The organism is Rhodococcus pyridinivorans (genome assembly GCF_900105195.1).
Classification (GTDB): Bacteria; Actinomycetota; Actinomycetes; order Mycobacteriales; family Mycobacteriaceae; genus Rhodococcus; species Rhodococcus pyridinivorans.
Genome location: NZ_FNRX01000002.1, coordinates 3,289,255 through 3,307,351, shown reverse-complemented (window position 1 = coordinate 3,307,351; position 18,097 = coordinate 3,289,255). Strand labels below are relative to the sequence as shown.

The 18,097-nt window shown below is 68.5% G+C and carries 18 protein-coding genes; 9 read left to right on the top strand and 9 right to left on the bottom strand.

Annotation, left to right across the window (positions count from 1 at the left end; genetic code table 11):
• Positions 1 to 73 precede the first annotated feature (73 nt).
• Positions 74 to 2,728 (top strand): bifunctional acetate--CoA ligase family protein/GNAT family N-acetyltransferase, encoded by a 2,655-nt coding sequence (locus BLV31_RS15670; protein WP_051424908.1) that lies wholly within the window; start codon positions 74 to 76, stop codon positions 2,726 to 2,728.
• A gap of 105 nt (positions 2,729 to 2,833) precedes the next feature.
• On the opposite strand, the gene BLV31_RS15665 is transcribed toward BLV31_RS15670, so the two are convergent.
• The 3 genes from BLV31_RS15665 to BLV31_RS15655 all read right to left on the bottom strand — a co-directional run bounded on the left by BLV31_RS15665 (position 2,834) and on the right by BLV31_RS15655 (position 5,840).
• Positions 2,834 to 3,796, bottom strand: coding sequence for a sigma-70 family RNA polymerase sigma factor (locus BLV31_RS15665; RefSeq protein WP_006551332.1), 963 nt, complete (start codon positions 3,794 to 3,796; stop codon positions 2,834 to 2,836).
• A gap of 168 nt (positions 3,797 to 3,964) precedes the next feature.
• Positions 3,965 to 5,443, bottom strand: coding sequence for a DUF7782 domain-containing protein (locus BLV31_RS15660; RefSeq protein ID WP_064060801.1), 1,479 nt, complete (start codon positions 5,441 to 5,443; stop codon positions 3,965 to 3,967).
• Between the two features lie 37 nt (positions 5,444 to 5,480).
• Entirely contained in the window at positions 5,481 to 5,840 is a 360-nt protein-coding gene (locus tag BLV31_RS15655) for a DUF3099 domain-containing protein (protein ID WP_006551334.1), read from the bottom strand.
• A gap of 73 nt (positions 5,841 to 5,913) precedes the next feature.
• Between BLV31_RS15655 and BLV31_RS15650 the strand changes: the two genes are divergently transcribed.
• The gene (locus BLV31_RS15650) at positions 5,914 to 6,150 is read left to right on the top strand and encodes a DUF3039 domain-containing protein (RefSeq protein ID WP_006551335.1); all 237 of its coding nucleotides are present in this window, start codon (positions 5,914 to 5,916) and stop codon (positions 6,148 to 6,150) included.
• On the opposite strand, the gene BLV31_RS15645 is transcribed toward BLV31_RS15650, so the two are convergent.
• Positions 6,123 to 7,478, bottom strand: coding sequence for a YihY/virulence factor BrkB family protein (locus BLV31_RS15645; RefSeq protein WP_019289204.1), 1,356 nt, complete (start codon positions 7,476 to 7,478; stop codon positions 6,123 to 6,125). The genes BLV31_RS15650 and BLV31_RS15645 overlap by 28 nt on opposite strands.
• 211 nt (positions 7,479 to 7,689) lie before the next feature.
• Here BLV31_RS15645 and BLV31_RS15640 point away from each other — a divergent pair, with 211 nt between their 5' ends.
• Positions 7,690 to 9,417: a DEAD/DEAH box helicase gene (locus tag BLV31_RS15640; protein ID WP_024100707.1), complete on the top strand. Its 1,728-nt coding sequence runs from the start codon at positions 7,690 to 7,692 to the stop codon at positions 9,415 to 9,417.
• A gap of 75 nt (positions 9,418 to 9,492) precedes the next feature.
• Here the strand turns inward: BLV31_RS15640 and BLV31_RS15635 are convergent, their stop codons facing one another.
• Positions 9,493 to 9,687 carry a DUF7455 domain-containing protein gene (locus BLV31_RS15635; RefSeq protein ID WP_006551338.1) on the bottom strand — a complete coding sequence of 65 codons (195 nt, stop codon included), beginning with the start codon at positions 9,685 to 9,687 and terminating at the stop codon, positions 9,493 to 9,495.
• Between the two features lie 258 nt (positions 9,688 to 9,945).
• Here BLV31_RS15635 and BLV31_RS15630 point away from each other — a divergent pair, with 258 nt between their 5' ends.
• The 3 genes from BLV31_RS15630 to BLV31_RS15620 are packed head-to-tail and all read left to right on the top strand — an operon-like array spanning position 9,946 to position 12,043.
• Positions 9,946 to 10,326, top strand: coding sequence for a DUF952 domain-containing protein (locus BLV31_RS15630; protein WP_006551339.1), 381 nt, complete (start codon positions 9,946 to 9,948; stop codon positions 10,324 to 10,326).
• Positions 10,327 to 10,336: 10 nt separating this feature from the next.
• Complete coding sequence (locus BLV31_RS15625; RefSeq protein WP_064060802.1) at positions 10,337 to 10,819, top strand: cation:proton antiporter regulatory subunit; 483 nt, start codon at positions 10,337 to 10,339, stop codon at positions 10,817 to 10,819.
• 9 nt (positions 10,820 to 10,828) lie between these two features.
• Positions 10,829 to 12,043, top strand: a complete 1,215-nt coding sequence (locus tag BLV31_RS15620; protein ID WP_064060803.1) for a cation:proton antiporter — start codon at positions 10,829 to 10,831, stop codon at positions 12,041 to 12,043.
• A gap of 98 nt (positions 12,044 to 12,141) precedes the next feature.
• Here BLV31_RS15620 and BLV31_RS15615 read toward each other — a convergent pair whose 3' ends face one another.
• Together BLV31_RS15615 and ppgK are read right to left on the bottom strand one after the other, a co-directional pair.
• Positions 12,142 to 13,515 (bottom strand): RNA polymerase sigma factor, encoded by a 1,374-nt coding sequence (locus tag BLV31_RS15615; RefSeq protein WP_064060804.1) that lies wholly within the window; start codon positions 13,513 to 13,515, stop codon positions 12,142 to 12,144.
• A gap of 134 nt (positions 13,516 to 13,649) precedes the next feature.
• Complete coding sequence (gene ppgK / locus BLV31_RS15610; RefSeq protein WP_064060805.1) at positions 13,650 to 14,435, bottom strand: polyphosphate--glucose phosphotransferase; 786 nt, start codon at positions 14,433 to 14,435, stop codon at positions 13,650 to 13,652.
• 99 nt (positions 14,436 to 14,534) lie between these two features.
• On the opposite strand from ppgK, the gene BLV31_RS15605 reads away from it, so the two are divergent.
• Entirely contained in the window at positions 14,535 to 15,428 is an 894-nt protein-coding gene (locus BLV31_RS15605; RefSeq protein WP_051121554.1) for an inositol monophosphatase family protein, read from the top strand.
• Between the two features lie 86 nt (positions 15,429 to 15,514).
• Here BLV31_RS15605 and cei read toward each other — a convergent pair whose 3' ends face one another.
• The gene (gene cei / locus BLV31_RS15600) at positions 15,515 to 16,198 is read right to left on the bottom strand and encodes an envelope integrity protein Cei (protein ID WP_006551345.1); all 684 of its coding nucleotides are present in this window, start codon (positions 16,196 to 16,198) and stop codon (positions 15,515 to 15,517) included.
• 361 nt (positions 16,199 to 16,559) lie between these two features.
• On the opposite strand from cei, the gene BLV31_RS15595 reads away from it, so the two are divergent.
• Positions 16,560 to 16,862, top strand: a complete 303-nt coding sequence (locus BLV31_RS15595; protein ID WP_006551346.1) for a DUF4193 domain-containing protein — start codon at positions 16,560 to 16,562, stop codon at positions 16,860 to 16,862.
• Positions 16,863 to 17,047: 185 nt separating this feature from the next.
• Here BLV31_RS15595 and BLV31_RS15590 read toward each other — a convergent pair whose 3' ends face one another.
• Positions 17,048 to 17,500 carry a DUF3093 domain-containing protein gene (locus BLV31_RS15590; protein WP_006551347.1) on the bottom strand — a complete coding sequence of 151 codons (453 nt, stop codon included), beginning with the start codon at positions 17,498 to 17,500 and terminating at the stop codon, positions 17,048 to 17,050.
• Positions 17,501 to 17,626: 126 nt separating this feature from the next.
• Between BLV31_RS15590 and dut the strand changes: the two genes are divergently transcribed.
• Positions 17,627 to 18,097: a dUTP diphosphatase gene (dut, locus tag BLV31_RS15585; RefSeq protein WP_006551348.1), complete on the top strand. Its 471-nt coding sequence runs from the start codon at positions 17,627 to 17,629 to the stop codon at positions 18,095 to 18,097.

Below are 18,097 nucleotides of genomic sequence, written 5' to 3'. Positions count from 1 at the left end.
GTCTGCGACGGGCGCGGCCCCCGCGCAGGGTGCCGGGACGACAGGGGAGACCGACCCCGCGCGCGAGGCGGCGCTGGCGCGCGCCCGCGACTATCCGCGGCACTGGGTCGCCGACGTGCTGGCCTCGGACGGCGGTGTCGTACACCTGCGGCCGATCGTCCCCGAGGACGCTGACGCGATCGTCGCCTTTCACAGCAAACTGTCCGAACGCACCCGCTATCTGCGGTACTTCGGTCCGTACCCGACGATCTCGAAGAAGGACCTGTTCAACTTCACGGTCGTCGACCACAAGTCCCGGGTGGCGTTCGTCGCGGTGCTCGGCGACGAGATCATCGCCGTCGGGCGGTACGAGGGACTCTCGCACGAGGGCGACGGTCTCTCCGCCGAGGTGGCCTTCACCGTCGCCGACGCTCACCAGGGACGCGGTCTCGGTCCGATCCTGCTCGAACATCTCGCCGGCGCGGCCGCCGAGAACGGACTGCACACCTTCGTCGCCGAGGTCCTCGCCGAGAACCGGCACATGATCACGGTCTTCCGGGAAGCCGGCTACCAGGTCAGCCGCAGCTTCGAAGGGGGAGTCGTCCGGCTCGAGTTCGCGATCGACCCCACCGAAGCCCTCGTCTCGGTCCGCAACGCCCGCGAACGCGCCGCCGAGGCGCGCAGCGTGCGCAACATCCTCGGTCCCGGCAGTGTCGCCGTCATCGGTGCCTCCACCGACAGCCGCAAGGTGGGCAACGCCGTCCTGGTGAACATGCTGCGCAGCGGGTTCACCGGGCCGGTCTACCCGGTCAACGCCGAACACCGGTCCGTCCGAGGTGTCCGCGCCTACCCGACCGTCCGCGACATCCCCGATGAGATCGATCTCGCGGTCGCCGCCGTCCCCGCCGAATCGATCGACTCGGTGCTCGACGACTGTCTCGCGAAGGGTGTCAAGGCCCTGCTCGTCGTCTCGTCCGGTTTCGGCGAGACCGGACCGGAGGGTCGCGACGCCGAGCGGCGGCTCACGCTGGCCGCGCGGTCGCACGGTATGCGACTCATCGGGCCGAATGCTCTCGGTGTCGCCAACAACGATCCCGCCATCCGACTCAACGCGACCCTCGCGCCCGTGCTCCCGGCGTCCGGCAACGTCGGTTTCTTCTGCCAGTCCGGCGCCCTCGGCATCGCGATCCTCGACGAGGCCGCCAAGACGGGTGTCGGACTGTCGTCCTTCGTCTCGGCCGGCAACCGCGCCGACCTGTCCGGCAACGACCTGCTGCAGTACTGGGACACCGATCCTGCCACCGAAGTGGTGCTGCTGTATCTGGAGAGTTTCGGCAACCCGCGCAAGTTCTCGCGCATCGCGCGGCGGGTGGCGCGCAGCAAACCGATCGTCGCCGTCAAGAGCGGCCGCCACGCGGTGCCGCCGGCGCTCGCCGCCCGGACGGGGGAGATGGACGACACCATCGTGCGATACCTGTTCGAGCAGGCCGGTGTCGTCCAGGTCGAGTCCATCGGCCAGCTCTTCGACTCGGCCCTGCTGTTCGGTTACCAGCCGCTGCCCGCGGGTCCCCGCGTCGCCGTGGTCGGCAACTCCACCGCCCTGGGTCTGCTCGCCGTCGACGCCGCCCGCGGCCAGGGTCTGCAGGCACCGGACGCGGTAGATCTCGGCGCGCAGGCGTCGCCCGAGGAATTCGCCGAAGCCGTCGCCCGGGCGCTCGACTCACCCGATGTCGACTCGGTGATCGCGGTCTTCGTCCCGCCGGTCGCCGTCGACGTCCAGCCCTACGCGCAGGCCCTGCGCGACGCCGTCGCCGGGTCGGAGAAGCCGGTGGTCACGACCTTCCTGGCGACCGAGGGTATCCCCGACGTCCTGGCCGTGCGCGGACCGGACGGCAACCCGACCCGCGGATCCGTGCCGTCCTATCCCGGTCCGGAACGAGCGGCGCTCGCCCTGGGGCGGGCGTGGCGGTACGCGAAATGGCGCAGTCGTCCGCCCTCGCAGGTCGTGCGACCGGCGGGCATCGATCCCGAGCGCGCCCGTGCGCTCGTGGACGGCTGGCTCGAGACGACTCCCGAGGGTCGCTACCTGTCGGATACCGAGGCGGCCCTGCTGCTGTCCTGCTACGGAGTCGAGGTCGCGGACTTCCGCGCCGTCACCACCGAGGAGGAGGCGGTCGCGGCGGCGGACGAGATCGGCTTCCCCGTGGCGGTCAAGGCCACCGGTGCGCAGTGGCGGCACCGGCCCGATCTGACCGGGGTCCGGCTCGATCTCGTCGACGCCGATTCGGTACGGATCGCCTATTGCGACCTGGCCGCGGTGTCGGGGGAGCCGTTGATGCACGTGCAGCGGATGGCCCACAAGGGCATCGGTTGCGCGATCCGTGTGCAGGACGACCCGTCGTTCGGTTCGCTCATCTCGTTCGGTCTCGCCGGTGTGATCTCCGACCTGCTCGGCGACCGCGCCTACCGGGTTCTTCCGCTCACGGAGGACGAGGCGGTCGAGTTGATCGACGCGCCGAAGGCGGCGCCGTTGCTCTCGGGCTATCGCAATGCCGCACCGGTGAACAAGCCGGCACTCGTCGACTTCGTCCAGAGGATCTCGGCGCTCGCCGACGACCTGCCCGAGGTGCGCGAACTGGTGTGCGAACCGGTCCTGGCCTCGGTGGTGGGAGCCGAACTCACCGACGCGCACGTGCGGATCGGGCCCGAACCGCACCCGCTCGACCTCGGACCGCGCCGTCTGCGCTGACGGCAGTCCGGCGGCCGGACACCTGCCGGAGAAGGCACCCGAACGGCAACGATCCCCGAGAACCCAGCCCGGTTCTCGGGGATCGGATACCGCTGACGCGCCCGGTCAGCTGGCGTAGGCGCGAAGGCGCTCGGCGCGGTCTCCTTCGCGGAGCTTGACCATCACTTCGCGTTCGATCTGCCGGACACGCTCACGGGACAGCCCGAAGAGCTTGCCGATCTGATCGAGGGTGCGGGGCTGGCCGTCGTCGAGGCCGTAGCGCAGGCGGATGACCTGCTGTTCGCGCTCGTCGAGCGTCGCGAGGACGCTGCGGACGTCGCTGTGCAGGAGTCCGGCGATGACGGCGGTCTCGGCGGACGTCGCCTCGGCGTCCTCGATGAAGTCGCCCAGCGGGGCCTCCTCGTCGTTGCCGACGGGCATGTCGAGGCTCACCGGGTCGCGGCTGTGGTCGAGCAGGTCGGCGATCTTCTCGACGGGGATACCCGACTCGTTGGCGAGTTCCTCGTCGGTCGCCTCGCGGCCGAGCTGCTGGTGCAGCTCACGCTTGATGCGGGCGAGCTTGTTGACCTGTTCGACGAGGTGGACGGGGAGCCGGATCGTGCGGCTCTGGTCGGCCATTCCGCGGGTGATGGCCTGACGGATCCACCACGTCGCGTAGGTCGAGAACTTGAAGCCCTTCGCGTAGTCGAACTTCTCCATCGCGCGGATCAGGCCGAGGTTGCCCTCCTGGATGAGGTCCAGCAGGGGCATACCGCGTCCGGTGTAACGCTTCGCCAGCGAGACGACGAGGCGCAGGTTCGCCTCGAGCAGGTGGCTACGAGCGGCCTGTCCTTCGCGGACGATGATCGCGAGGTCGCGCTTCTTCGCCGCCGACAGACGCTTCTTCGTCTCGAGCAGGTGCTTGGCATACAGGCCGGCCTCGATCCGCTTGGCCAATTCCACCTCGTCGGCTGCGGTGAGCAGAGCGGTCCGTCCGATGCCGTTCAGGTAGACGCGAACGAGATCGGCTGCGGGGCTCTGACCGTCCAGGTCGGAATCGAAGCGAGCGGTGGTTTCGGGGCGTGCCATGACGTGCCTCCTCATCGGTGGTGTCTCACAGGGTTCAACGACCGGCGAAGCGGTGGAGTTCCCGTCGGTCTCGGAGTACCACCGCGCTGACCTGCACTAACCCGATGAGCTCCTGAGAAGTTGCTGAGAGAACCGAATCGTGGAACCTCAGGAACGCGCCGGAGGGGGTCAGACGGGCTCGATCAACCCGTGCCGCACCAAGCCGTGCACGAGGCCCACCGATTGCGTGAGGAGGTCGTCCTCGTCCTCGCCGTGCGCGGCCGCGAGCAGCGACACGAGATCCCCGAGCGGAAGACCGTCGGCGCGCATGCCGCCGAGCAGGGCGGCCGCGAGGTCGTCCACCTCGTGCTGCCAGGCCGGACCGCCACTGCGGTGCACCCGCACGACCACCTGGTCCCACCCGTCCTCGCCGGGCAGGTGCACCCGCTCGAGGGCCGTGTCGGGCCGCACCGCGAAACGGGCGTCGAGCACCTCGTGCGTACGCAGCCAGTCGAGGCGCCGGAAGTAGTCGACCGCCTCGTCACCCAGCGCGTCGGTGAACGCGTGCCGCAGGTCCTCGGCCATCACATCGGACGGCAGGTCGGTGCGGCGCAGGTAGACGAACCCGAACCCGACGCCCTCGACGCCCTGCTCCTCGAAGTGGTCGAGCCACTGCTCGGCGCGCACCGCGACCTCCGGCTCGCGTTGATCGGCGTCACCGTCTCGCAGCCACGTCCCGACGTAGAGGGCCGGATCGGCGATATCGCGCTGCACGATCCAGGCGTCGACGCCGTGTGACGGCAGCCACGATGCGACGCGGGTCCGCCAGTCCTCGCCCTCGACGTGCACCCAGGACGCGAGCATCGCGGCGGTGCCGCCGGGATTCAGGTGTTCGGCGGCCTGCGAGATCATGAGCCGGCTGGCGCCGTCGAGGTCGAGACCGGAATCGCGGTAGCTGTGCTCGACACGTCCGGCGCTCACCACGAACGGTGGATTCGCGACGATGCGGTCGAAGGTCCGGCCGGCGACCGGCTCGAACCACGACCCCTCGAGAAGATCGATGTCGATCTCGTTCAACGCGGCGCTCGCGGCGGCCAGGGTCAGGCAGCGGGGGTTGATGTCGGTCGCGGTGACCTCGTCCGCGTGGTCCGCGGCGCGGATCGCCTGCACCCCGCAACCGGTGCCGAGATCGAGCACCGAACCGACCCGATCGGTCGGGGTGGCCTGCAGCAGCGACAGGGAGGCCTGACCGACGCCGAGGACGTGATCGGGGCGGGTCGAGACGGGCCGGATCGAGCCGTCGAGATCGGACAGCACCCAGCGGCTGCCGGTCCCGGCGTCGAGGGGCCGCAGGTCGAGAGCGGCCCGCACGCCGTCGCCGTCGCGTTCGACGAGTCCCGCCTGCACGGCCTGCTCCGTCGTCACCGGGGCGAGAGCCTGCGCGACCTCGTCCTCGGGGCAGGTGTCCTGGAGGAGGAACAGCCGCACGAGCACGCCGAGATCGCCCGCACCGCGCGCGATGCGCCGGGCAGGGACGGGTTCGCTACGCCCGAGGGCGGCGTGCGCCTCGGGGCCGAGCAGTTCCCGGACGGTGTCGAGGTCGTAGCGGCACCGGATCAGTGCGGTGCGCAGAGCCGGGCAGAGAGACAGGAGAAGGTCGCGGTCCACCACGACATTCTCGCAAGCGTCCCGTCCGGGGTCCCTGTCAGCCGTCGATCACATGGTGGCGGGACGACTCGATCGCCGGGGCATCGTCGAAGCGGCCGTCCCAGCGGCTCGGTTCGTCCTTGCGGCGCGGCGGCCGGTCGTTGGCGATGAGGACGGCGATCCACGGCAGCGGGATCGACACCCCGATGATCGCCATCGAGATCCAGGGATTGGCCCATACGCCGTACGCGATCGCCGCCAGCAGCAGGGCGGGGATGCGGACCGACATGATGGTGAGGTACTTGCGAACCCGTGCTCGGTGCTGATCCTCGAGCGACGCCTCCGCCGCGGTGATCAGAACCGGGTTGTCGGGCGATCCGTTCTCGGGGGATCCGCCGAAACCGTGAGTTCTCGCCATGTCTTCCACCTTCCCACGCCGGGCCGTCGCACGCACATACACATCCGGCCCTTCCGTGCGGCATCATGGACACGTGAGCACGGATATCAAGGAACGGCCGGATACCACCACCGACGAAACGACCGACGACGACACCCCGAAGTTCTTCCACTACGTGAAGAAGAACAAGATCGCCGAGAGTGCGGTCATGGGTACCCATGTGGTCGCGCTGTGCGGTGAGGTCTTTCCGGTGACCCGGTCGCCGAAGCCCGGCTCGCCGGTGTGCCCCGAATGCAAGAAAGTCTACGACGGTTTGCGCAAGGGCGACTGAGACACCTGGTGGAATACCTCGTCGTCCGCCGCGGCGTCGGGTGATTCTGGCGACGGTCTTGCTGCCGGCGAAGACGGTGATACTGCCTCCACCGTCAACAGTTCGGTCTGGGCCGGGGGAACTTCGGATCCCCCGGCCTTGTCGTCGTGCGAGGCAGTGTCGTCGTGCGAGGCAGTGTCGTCGTGGGGAGCAGTGTCGTCGTGGGGGGCAGGCCGATCGTCCGGCGCCGCATCCGACTCGACGGGTTTCCCGTCGATCGGCCACGACTCGGGTTGGCGATCCCCGGGCCGGATCAGGTCCGACAGCCGGATGGTCGTGGAGCTCGTCAACCGGCGGGTGAGGTTCGTCACCGGTCCGCTGTCGGGCGACGGATCACGGGCCGACTGCTCCGCGAGCCAGATCCGCCACTGCTCCAGACGCGTGGCGCGCGCCGGCCAGAACTGTTGCACCGTGGCGTTGAACTCCGCTCCGAGGACCACGGCGAACCCCAGGAAGAACGTGAACAACAGGAACGCGATCGGGGCGGCGAGCGCACCGTAGGTGTAACCCGTGGCCGCGACCCACGTCAGGTACCACCGCAGGATCACGCTCGACGCGAGGAAGAACACCCCGGCCAGCACCGCGCCACCGAGCAGTCGGTGCCACGGCAGTGACTTCGGCAGCGCCACCTTGTACAGGGTCGTCAGACCGATCAGTAGGAGCAGACCCACCGCGGGGAAGTAGAAGGTGTCGATGATCCGTGAGCCGACATCGAACCAGGCGTCGGGCAGCAACCGGCCGATCAGAGTGGGTCCGAGCGCGACGAGCGGCATCGTGAACACCGCCAGGATCAGGAAGATCACGTAGAGGAGCAGCCCGAAGATCCGCTGCCACACCGGGTGGCGATGGTCCTGCTGGTGGTGCGCTTCGACGATCGAATCCACGAACGTCGAGATCGCCGACGATCCTGCCCACAGCGACAACACGAAGCCCAACGACATCACGTCGGCGCGACCCCGACGGAGGACGTCCTCGACCGTGGGTTCGATGATCTGGTCGACCACGCTGTCGCTGAAGACCGAGCGGAGGAAGGTGACGGTCTTCGACGTGATGATCTCCACCGTGTCGGGACCGAACCAGCCACCGACGTAACCGAGACTGCCGAGCAGACCGAGCAACAGGGGCGGCAGTGAGAGGGTCTGCCAGAAGGCCGCGGTCGCCGCCTTGCTGAAGATCGAGTGGTCCCAGGCCGACGACAGGGTGTGCGTCACGACCTTCCAGCCCTTTCCGACCGCGCGGCGAACGCGGCCGGAGGGTGCCTGTGCGGGGGATCGTGGTGTGTCGTTCATCTACTTCCAGAATTCCTGAAGACACGCTCGCGTGCGCGCACAGGCAGGTGAGGGCCTCTCGAATTCTGCCACGCAGTCCTCGGAGAACCCGCCGACGCCGCGGCTTCGGCGGGTTCACGGGCTCCGAGACGATAGGCTCCATGACGGTCGGCGCCCGGACGAGTGCGGTGGCACCGACCCGAGCGAAGCGGACAAGGAGCACGAGAAACCGGTGAGCACCGAAACCGTCGGACAAGCTACGACCTCCGCCCCTGTGGCCCAGCTACGTGCCTGGCAGCGCCGCGCCCTCACCAAGTACCTCGCGACGAAGCCGCGCGACTTCCTCGCCGTCGCGACCCCGGGCGCCGGTAAGACGACCTTCGCCCTCCGGGTGGCGTCGGAGCTGCTGCGCGACCGGACGGTCGACCAGATCACGGTGGTCGCCCCCACGGAGCACCTCAAGCACCAGTGGGCGGGTGCCGCGGCCCGCATCGGCATCGCGCTCGACTCGAACTTCACGAATTCCACCGGGCAGACATCGAGCGACTACCAGGGCGTCGTGGTCACCTACGCGCAGATCGCCTCGCACCCGTTCAAGCACCGTGTGCGCACGGAGGCGCGTCGCACCCTGGTGATCCTCGACGAGATCCACCACGGTGGCGACGCGAAGAGCTGGGGTGAGGGCATTCTCGAGGCGTTCGGGGACGCGACCCGCCGTCTGGCACTGACCGGTACGCCCTTCCGCAGCGACGACAGTGCGATCCCGTTCGTGAGCTACGAACCGAACGAGGACGGTCTGCTGCAGTCCAAGGCCGACCACGCCTACGGCTACGCCGACGCACTCGCCGACGGCGTCGTGCGCCCCGTCGTATTCCTCGCGTACTCGGGCGAGGCGCGCTGGCGCACGAGTGCGGGGGAGGAGTTCACCGCGCGACTGGGAGAGCCTCTCAGCGCCGAGCAGACGGCCCGGGCGTGGCGGACGGCCCTCGACCCCCAAGGCGACTGGATTCCTGCGGTGCTGGGGGCGGCGAACACCCGTCTGCAGCAGCTGCGTGCCGGCGGCATGCCGGACGCCGGTGGGCTCGTCATCGCCACCGACCAGACCACCGCGCGTGCGTACGCGAAGATCCTCGAGTCGATCACCGGCGAGATGCCGACCGTCGTGCTCTCGGACGATCCCACCGCCTCCGACCGCATCTCGCAGTTCAGCGAGGGCAACCAGAGGTGGATGGTCGCCGTGCGCATGGTGTCCGAGGGCGTCGACGTCCCGCGACTGGCGGTGGGTGTGTACGCGACCAGCGCCTCGACCCCGTTGTTCTTCGCGCAGGCCATCGGCCGCTTCGTGCGGTCGCGCCGCAAGGGGGAGACGGCCAGTGTCTTCCTGCCGTCCGTGCCGGTGCTGCTCGAGCTCGCCAGCCAGCTCGAGGCCCAGCGCGACCACGTCCTCGGCAAGCCGCACCGGGTCAAGGAGGGCTTCGACGACGAGCTGCTCGCCGACGCGAACCGGCGCAAGGACGAGCCCGGCGAGGACGAGAAGGCCTACCACTCGCTCGGGGCGGACGCCGAACTCGATCAGGTCATCTACGACGGATCCTCTTTCGGCACCGCGACATTCGCGGGTTCCGACGAGGAGGCCGATTATCTGGGGCTCCCGGGTCTGCTCGACGCGGAACAGATGCGGGCGCTGCTGCGTCAGCGTCAGGAACAGCAGCTGAACAAGCCGAAGGCTGAACCGGCACCCACGCCGCCGCCCCAGGTGACCGAGCGTGTCGAGACCGCCGACACCCTCGCCCAGCTCCGTCGCGAACTCAACTCGCTCGTCGCGGTCGTGCACCACCGGACCAGGAAGCCGCACGGGGTGATCCACGGCGAACTGCGTCGCCAGTGCGGTGGTCCGCCGACGGCGATGGCGACCGCCGAGCAACTGCGCGACCGGATCGCGATCCTGCGCAGTTGGTGACGACGAGAACGGGCGACCACCTCGAGGTGGTCGCCCGTTCGGTCGGGTCTCGGAACCGTGGTTCCGGACGGCGGATCACACGGTGGCGTCGGACTCGCTCACGATCGTCGCTCCGAGTTCACGGAGGCGGTCGGTGTGCTCGTTCGCGTGGTGCCCGCAGAACAACAGTTCTCCGCCGGTCGGAAGGACGGCGCGGACACGAGCGGCGGCATTGCACCGATCGCAGCGATCTGCAGCGGTCAATTTCGGGCTGGTCAACGTACCGGGCATGACTCCTCCAAACTGGCCACCGCTCATATCGGGTGCCGGGGTCTGGTCCGCCGCACCGGCCGGCGCGGTGGATCTACTCTGACAGACGATTCGTATTCACGTGTTGTTCCCCTGGATGCCCAATGGTGGCGTGTTTCACGCATCGAACAGCGAAAATGCTTCGACATGGCCGTTTTCCGCACGGTGTGTTCGCTCACAGCGCAGAGCCCGAGGGGGCCGGAAACGCCCCGGACGGGCTGTCCGACGCACAATGACGCCATGACCGAGACCCTGCTGCACATCATCTCCCGCGACGACTGGGACCACTTCCGACCCCTCGGGGCGGTCGTGCCGGACTCCCTCGGGACCCAGGGTTTCGTCCACCTGTCGACCCCGCACCAGGTGCACCTGCCCGCCGACCGGTTGTACGCAGGCCGCACGGACCTCCTCCTGCTGCGCGTCGACCCGACGCGCCTCGTCGACCCGCTCCGTTTCGAACCCGGCGTACCGGAGGACCCGGAGTCGATGCGCTTTCCGCACCTCTACGGGCCCCTGCCCGTCGACGTCGTTGTGGAGGTGACGCCCTACCTGCCGGGACCGGACGGTCGGTTCCCGCCCCTCGACCGGGAGCGAGCGGATGCCGTCGGTCCGGAGGACTAGTCTTTCGACCATGATCGTCGACGTGACGCCGCTTCCCGGGATCGGTGTACGCAAGGACTTCGAACTGGCCTCCGGGCGCCGCATCGGGGTGATCACCCATCGGGACGGTCACAGCGACCTCATCATCTCGAAGGCGGGCGACCCCGACGCGTGTGCGGCCTCCCTGCCTCTCACCGTCGAGGAGGCGGCGACGCTCAGCAATCTGCTCGGTGCCCCACAGCTCGTCGCCCAGTTGCGTGACGACCACCGCGACCTGCCCGGAATCCTCACCCGCCAGCTCCACATCCACGAGGATTCACGGTTCGACGGAGCGGTACTGGGCGACACCGCGTTGCGCACCCGCACCGGTGTGTCCGTCGTGGCCGTGATGCGTGCCGGTCAGGTCATGCCGTCCCCGACACCCGACTTCGTTCTCACGGGTGGGGACATCCTGGTGACGGTCGGAACGGCCGACGGTCTCGACGCGGCCGCCAGGATCCTGCGCAACGGCTGATCCCGCAGAATGGACACGACGACACTCGCACTCATCGAACTGGGTGCGGTGTTCTTCGGACTCGGCGTCCTCGGACGGCTCGCGGCGCGGATCGGCATGTCGCCGATCCCGTTCTATCTGATCGGCGGCCTGTGCTTCGGCAATGGTGGCTTCATCCAGCTCGGCGATATCGGGGCGTTCAGTCACATCGCCAGCGAGATCGGCGTGGTCCTGCTGCTGTTGCTGCTCGGTCTCGAGTACACCGCGAACGAGTTGATCAGCGGCCTGCGACGCTCTCGGATGGCAGGCCTGCTCGACCTCGCCCTGAACGCGGTGCCGGGAGCCGCCATCGCGCTGATCCTGGGTCTCGGACCCATCGGCTCCTTCGTGCTTGCGGGTGTCACCTACATCTCGTCGTCCGGGATCGTGGCGAAGGTCCTCGCCGATCTGGGGCGCCTCGGCAACCGCGAGACACCGGTCGTCCTGTCGATCCTCGTCTTCGAGGATCTCGCGATGGCCGTCTACCTCCCGATCCTCACTGCGATCCTGGCGGGCGTGAGTCTGCTCGGCGGCCTCGAAGCCGTCGCGATCTCACTCGGTCTCGTCACCGTGGTGTTGGTGCTGGTGGTGCGATACGGGCGCTACGTCTCGGTCGTGCTCGACAGCCCCGATCGGGAAACGCTGTTGCTCAAGCTGCTCGGCGCAGCGCTGCTGGTGGCGGGGATCGCGTCGGCCCTGCAGGTGTCCGCGGCCGTGGCCGCCTTCCTGCTGGGCATCGCCATCTCCGGTTCGACGGCACACAACGCGGTCCGGGTCCTCGAACCGCTCCGCGACCTGTTCGCCGCCATCTTCTTCGTCTTCTTCGGGCTGAACACCGATCCGACGGCGATACCGCCGGTGCTCGGCTGGGCGATCCTGCTGGCCGTGCTGACCGCGCTGACGAAGCTCGTCACCGGATGGATCGCGGCGGCCCGTCACGGTATCGCCGTGATGGGCCGGGCGCGCGCCGGCGCGGCACTCATCGCCCGGGGAGAGTTTTCTATCGTGATCGCCGGGCTGGCCGTCGCCTCCGGACACGTCGACAGTCGCCTCGCGGCGATCGCTTCGGCATACGTGATGATCACCGCCGTGCTCGGTCCGGTGGCCGCGCGGGTCGTCGAACCGGTGATGCGGTTCGCATCCACACGACTCCCCGGAGGTGACGAGCGACAGCGCCTTCCCGGAGACGAACCGGAGCTTCTCTAGCGGCCCCTTCTCCAGCGGCCTTCTTCTGCTGACCTCGGGGTCCGGAACGAAGAACGAGGGCCGCCCGATCGGATGGCCCTCGTTCTTCGTGACGGATGTCAGTCGAGGTAGTCGCGCAGCACCTGCGACCGCGACGGGTGGCGCAGCTTCGACATGGTCTTCGACTCGATCTGACGGATGCGCTCGCGCGTCACGCCGTAGACCTGACCGATCTCGTCGAGGGTACGCGGCTGGCCGTCGGTGAGGCCGAAGCGCAGACGCACGACGCCCGCTTCACGCTCGGACAGGGTCTCGAGCACCGACTGCAGCTGATCCTGCAGCAGGGTGAAGGAGACGGCGTCGACGGCCACGACGGCCTCGGAGTCCTCGATGAAGTCGCCGAGCTGGCTGTCGCCCTCGTCGCCGATCGTCTGGTCGAGGGAGATGGGCTCACGCGCGTACTGCTGGATCTCCAGCACCTTCTCCGGCGTGATGTCCATTTCCTTGGCGAGCTCCTCGGGCGTGGGCTCGCGGCCCAGATCCTGGAGCAACTCGCGCTGGATACGACCGAGCTTGTTGATGACCTCGACCATGTGCACCGGGATACGGATGGTGCGGGCCTGGTCGGCCATGGCACGGGTGATGGCCTGACGGATCCACCAGGTCGCGTAGGTGGAGAACTTGTAACCCTTGGTGTAGTCGAACTTCTCGACCGCGCGGATCAGACCGAGGTTGCCTTCCTGGATCAGGTCCAGGAACGCCATGCCGCGGCCGGTGTAGCGCTTGGCGAGCGAGACGACGAGACGGAGGTTCGCCTCGAGCAGGTGGTTCTTGGCCCGGTTGCCGTCGCGGCAGATCCAGTTCAGATCGCGGCGCTGCGCGACGGGGAGCTTCTCGCCCTTCGCCGCCAGCTGCTGCAGCATGTGGGTCGCGTACAGACCGGCCTCGATGCGCTTGGCGAGCTCGACTTCCTCCTCGGCGTTGAGGAGGGCGACCTTGCCGATCTGCTTGAGGTAGGCGCGCACGGAGTCGGCCGAGGCGGTGAGCTCGGCGTCCTTGCGTGCCTGACGCAGCGCCTCGGACTCCTCCTCGTCCCAGACGAAGTCGCCCGAGGCCTTGTCCTTCTCGCTGGGCTCGTCGTCCTCGACCACCACATCCTCGGCGCCGGCGAGATCACCCTCCGAGACCTCGAGGTCTGCGAGGTCCGCTTCCTCGGTGGCGTCGAAGTCCTCGTCGCCCGAACCCGCAGCCTTCGTGGCCTTCTTTGCTGCCTTCTTCGCGGTGGTCTTCTTGGCGGCTGCCTTCTTCGCAGGAGCCTTCCTGGCGGCCGCCTTCTTCGCGGGGTCCTTCTTCGCAGCGGTCTTCTTCGCCGGCGGCTTGGCACCGGGAGCGGTGCCCTCCGCGGAGTCCGCAGCGCCTGCGACGCTCGAAGCGTCCGCAACGGGTGCCGATTCGTTGGCGGAATCAGCGGTGTGGATGTCGGTGGCTGCCACGTACGCCCTTTCGTGACGAGGTAGTGCGGCGTCGCGCCAGAGTGATTCCGGCGGAGAGGTCTGTCGGGATGAGGGCCGGTTCCGGCCTGCTGGGGACCATTGTAACGATCCCTCGGGCGGCCGATGCGCCGGACTCAGGGAGTGACACCTGTTTTCGCAGCATAAGCAGCCCCTACGATTCCCGCCGCGTTGCGCAGTTCGGCGGGGACCACCGGGGTGCGGTTGGTCAGGAGCGGGATCCACTTCTCGTGCTTGCGGCTGATGCCGCCGCCCGCGATGAACAGGTCGGGCCAGAGCAGATCCTCGAAGCGGGCGAGGACGCGCGAGACCTCCTTGGACCACTGCTTGTACGACAGGTCGTTGCGCTCCTTGACCGACGAGGCGGCGCGGTGCTCGGCCTCCTTGCCGTCGACCTCCATGTGCCCGAACTCGGTGTTGGGCAGCAGTACACCGTTGTGCAGCACGGCCGAACCGATCCCGGTGCCGAAGGTCAGGAGGATCACCACGCCGTCGGTGTCCTTGGCGGCACCGAAGCGGTCTTCGGCGATTCCCGCGGCGTCGGCGTCGTTGAGCACCGAGACGTCCCGGCCGCCGAGCACCCGCGAGAAGAGGGATCCGGCGTCGGTCCCGATCCACGACTTGTCGATGTTGGCGGCGGTGCGGGCGACACCTCCGGTGACCACGCTCGGCAGGGTCACGCCGACGGGACCCGTCCAGCCGGCTTGTTCGACGATCTGCGCCACCGTCTTCGCCACGGCCTCGGGAGTGGACGGTTGCGGAGTGAGGATCTTGATGCGGTCGCCGACCAAGCGGCCCGTGTCGAGATCCACCACGGCACCCTTGACGCCACTTCCCCCGATGTCGACTCCGAATCCGTGGTTGACGGGAGTCGCTCGGTCCGTGGGGACGTCCTGTGCCATTGCGTACTTCCTCTCGCTGGGTGGGGCCGGCTGCTCCGCTCGTGGAAACGATAGTGCCCGGTGTCACCGGGTGCGGGGTCGGTGGCGAAACCGTCGGCACTGTGTTCGGATCGGTTCGTGCACGCACAGAGAACAATCCCCGAATCCGAGTTGTCCGCGCTGAGGGATGTGGCGGTGACCGTCGCCCGTGAGGCCGCGTCCTACGTCCGTGTACGCCGGGTCGAGCTGTTCGGTCCTCCGGGCTCGGGGGAGGCCGCCAGTGTGGGGACGAAATCGACGGTGACCGATCCCGTCACCGCCGCCGACACCGAGAGTGAGGAACTCATCCGGCGTCGGCTCACGGAACTGCGGCCGGGCGACGCCTTCCTCGGCGAGGAGACCGGGGCCGACGGCGGGACGGCGACTGCCGCGAGCGGAGTCGTCTGGGTGGTCGATCCCATCGACGGCACCGTCAACTTCGTCTACGGACTCCCCGCCTCGGCGGTCTCGGTGGCCGCGCGGGTCGACGGACGCTCGGTGGCCGGTGCCGTCGTCGACATCGCCTCGGGGGAGACGTTCTCGGCGGCAGAGGGTCTCGGTGCCCATCTGGACGTCGACGGCACGCGGGTGCCGTTGCGATGCAATCCCGTGACGGATCCGCGACTGGCGCTCGTGGCGACCGGCTTCTCGTACTCGCCGGCACGACGCGCACGTCAGGGTGAGCTGGTGGCAGCGCTGCTACCGAGGGTGCGCGACATCCGGCGTGTCGGAGCGGCCGCCCTGGACCTGTGCATGGTCGCGGCCGGCAGGGTCGACGCCCACTACGAACACGGACTCGGTCCCTGGGACTGGGCGGCGGGGGCGCTCGTCGCTGCGGAAGCCGGTGCGGTGGTGCGTGTCCCGAGCGGCACCGGGGACGACGGGGAACTCACGGTCGCGGCCGCGCCGGGGATCGCGGCCGATTTCGAAACTCTGCTCGCCGAAATCGGAGCGCTCGACGCAATTCCGAATTGACCGTTTCGTCACATCATGAATTGTGGTTCGTCACCTTTTACCTCAACAGTGACGAAAAACAGGATGCACGGTCTGTGAAAAGAGATTCAGCACCGGGCATTGCGTGCGGCCGTGAGTAGATCGAGGTCGAGCGGAGCCGTCTCCTCGCCCGCCGGGACCTCGCGTAGTGCCCGCAGGACCTCTTCGGCATCCGCCCCGGGGGAGATGTCCCGGAAGTAGGTTCCCAGCGCGAGGTCGACGGTGTCGTCCTCGCGTGTGTCCTGCACCAACTCGGCGCACGGGGCGAGCAACCACACCGAGGACGCAGCAGCGCGCCCGGCCTCGCCGAAGCGGATCTGCCCCTGGCACTGCATGTTCTGGTCGACGTAGACCGGATCGTTGCCGGCCTGCACGTCGGGCGGGCTCGAGAAACCGTAATCGCTCAGCTGAGCGGCCACGTGCGTGGCCTGGCCGCGTTCGCCGTTGGCGTTGTAGACGCGCACCCGGGTGGCCGTCAGGGGAGCGGGTTCGACCTCGAGCAGCGTCGACCGGTCCACGACCTCGCCGAGCGGAGCCGGTTGCGGGCCTTCGGGGTCGGTGGCCTCGGTCGGGGGAGCGTTGCACGCCACGGTGGTCGTGACGGGCTCGGACGAGGTGAACACGGAGGACCACACGACGATCGTGCCTGCGGCGAGGACGGCACCCGCCACGGCGGCCGGGACCACCCGGCGCCGACGGAACGGGCGGCCGCGGTCATCGGTTGCGCTTCCTTCGGTGATCAGGGAAACCACGCGGCCCTGCCTCTCGTGTCATGCCGTGTTCGTCGCACTCACTGTAGAGGTCGCGGACGTGGTCGGTGGAACCGCCGACCCGAGGAAATGTCACGAGTCGTTGTGTTGTTGATGACGATTGCCAGACAATTCCCGGCGTTTCCACGCATCGATTGCATATTCGTGCGTGAGGTCGGCTATTGTTCGGCGGCCGAACCGTCCAAGAATGGGCGGTGCGGCGCGAAAACAGAGTCAATTCGGGTATGCCACAGCAATGGCACACCCGTCGGGAACTCCAACGGACGGCCGTGCGTTGCCCTGGCCGGGAGCACCGTCCGTGTCCCGGCCGGCTACCGGTACGAGTACTAGAAGGTAAGAGGAAATGGCGACTGACTACGACGCACCCCGGCGGACCGACAGCGACGATGTGTCGGAGGATTCACTCGAGGAACTGAAGGCCCGGCGCAACGAGGCCCAGTCCGCTGTGGTGGACGTCGACGAATCGGACACCGCCGAGTCCTTCGAGCTGCCCGGGGCGGATCTGTCCGGCGAAGAGCTGTCGGTGCGTGTCGTCCCGAAGCAGGCCGACGAATTCACCTGCTCGAGCTGTTTCCTGGTGCATCACCGGAGCAGACTCGCGAGCGAGGAGAACGGTGTCATGATCTGCCGGGACTGCGCAGCGTGAGGACATAGGGCAGCGTGAGGACATAGGTGCGAAACGAGGCCGGGTGACGACGATGCGCCGTGGTCACCCGCGTCTCCCTCCTGCGTGCCCCGGCGCCGCGGCAGCCTCTGCTGTTCCCGGCATCCGGGGCCGTGTCGTATCCGGGCCCTGTCGTATCCGGGGACCCGGTGCCCGTTCGAACAGTCCTACTTGCGGGTCGGATCGTCCTTGCGGCCCGACTCGTCGCAACCCAGCGCCGCGAGCAGTTCGGCAGGCCGCCGCGTGCTCACCAGCCAGTAGGGTGTCGGATCCTCCGGGTCGTCGAGCACGACGAGCGCCATGGTCCGCACCCAGGGACGGTGCTGGACGAACGCCGCCGGATCGAGCTGGCGGCCCATCGCGGCGCTCTTGGCCGACGCCGGAACCACCACACCCCGCGAGATCACGTCGACGGGCAGATGTGCGCGACCGACGACCAGTTCGCCGTCGACCACCTCGACCCGGCTGCGTGAGAGCCAGGTCAGGACCCAGATCGGGACCGGGAGCAGAAGGACGTAGGGAAGCCACGCGTACATCCCCGGGGCACCCATGTGCAGCTCGGCCGCGAGCAGGGCGGCCACACCGAGCCCGATCGGCCACCACCACCACGGCACCCACATCCGCTCCGAGAAGGTCGGAGCGTCGGCCGTCGGAGGTGTAGTCGGTGAGGTGCGCGAGGAACGGGACACACCGTAAGGATAGTCGCCTCGGCGGAGCGACCCGGCACGCGAGTAGTCTCGGACGACGTGACCGATCTTCCCCCGATACCGCTGCGCCGGCTCGATCCGGAGCTCCCCGTGCCCACTCGTGCCCACCCCGGTGACGCCGGTGTGGACCTGTGCACGTCGGTCGACGTGACCCTCGGCCCGGGGGAGCGGGCGCTCGTCGGCACCGGCATCGCCGTCGCGCTGCCCGTGGGCACGGTCGGCCTGATCCACCCGCGTTCGGGCCTCGCCGCCAAGTTCGGTCTGTCCGTCGTGAACACTCCCGGGACGGTCGACGCGGGCTACCGTGGAGAGATCAAGGTGTGTCTGATCAACCACGACACCGAGCGCGCCGTCGAACTCCGCCGAGGCGACCGCATCGCGCAGCTGCTCGTCCAGCGTGTCGAACTCGTCGAATTCGTCGAAGTGGACGAGCTCGACGACACGGCGCGGGGCAGCGGCGGATACGGATCGAGCGGCGGGCACGCCGGCCTCGTGAAGGAGGGTTCCTGA

Coding starts and splice junctions, on each gene's coding strand:
- ppgK (WP_064060805.1), bottom strand. CDS start 14,435: ATGGCACAGGACGTCCCCACGGACCGAGCGACTCCCGTCAACCACGGA.
- BLV31_RS15625 (WP_064060802.1), top strand. CDS start 10,337: ATGATCGTCGACGTGACGCCGCTTCCCGGGATCGGTGTACGCAAGGAC.
- BLV31_RS15655 (WP_006551334.1), bottom strand. CDS start 5,840: ATGGCGAGAACTCACGGTTTCGGCGGATCCCCCGAGAACGGATCGCCC.
- BLV31_RS15620 (WP_064060803.1), top strand. CDS start 10,829: ATGGACACGACGACACTCGCACTCATCGAACTGGGTGCGGTGTTCTTC.
- BLV31_RS15645 (WP_019289204.1), bottom strand. CDS start 7,478: ATGAACGACACACCACGATCCCCCGCACAGGCACCCTCCGGCCGCGTT.
- BLV31_RS15630 (WP_006551339.1), top strand. CDS start 9,946: ATGACCGAGACCCTGCTGCACATCATCTCCCGCGACGACTGGGACCAC.
- BLV31_RS15635 (WP_006551338.1), bottom strand. CDS start 9,687: ATGCCCGGTACGTTGACCAGCCCGAAATTGACCGCTGCAGATCGCTGC.
- BLV31_RS15590 (WP_006551347.1), bottom strand. CDS start 17,500: ATGTGGGTGCCGTGGTGGTGGTGGCCGATCGGGCTCGGTGTGGCCGCC.
- BLV31_RS15595 (WP_006551346.1), top strand. CDS start 16,560: ATGGCGACTGACTACGACGCACCCCGGCGGACCGACAGCGACGATGTG.
- BLV31_RS15665 (WP_006551332.1), bottom strand. CDS start 3,796: ATGGCACGCCCCGAAACCACCGCTCGCTTCGATTCCGACCTGGACGGT.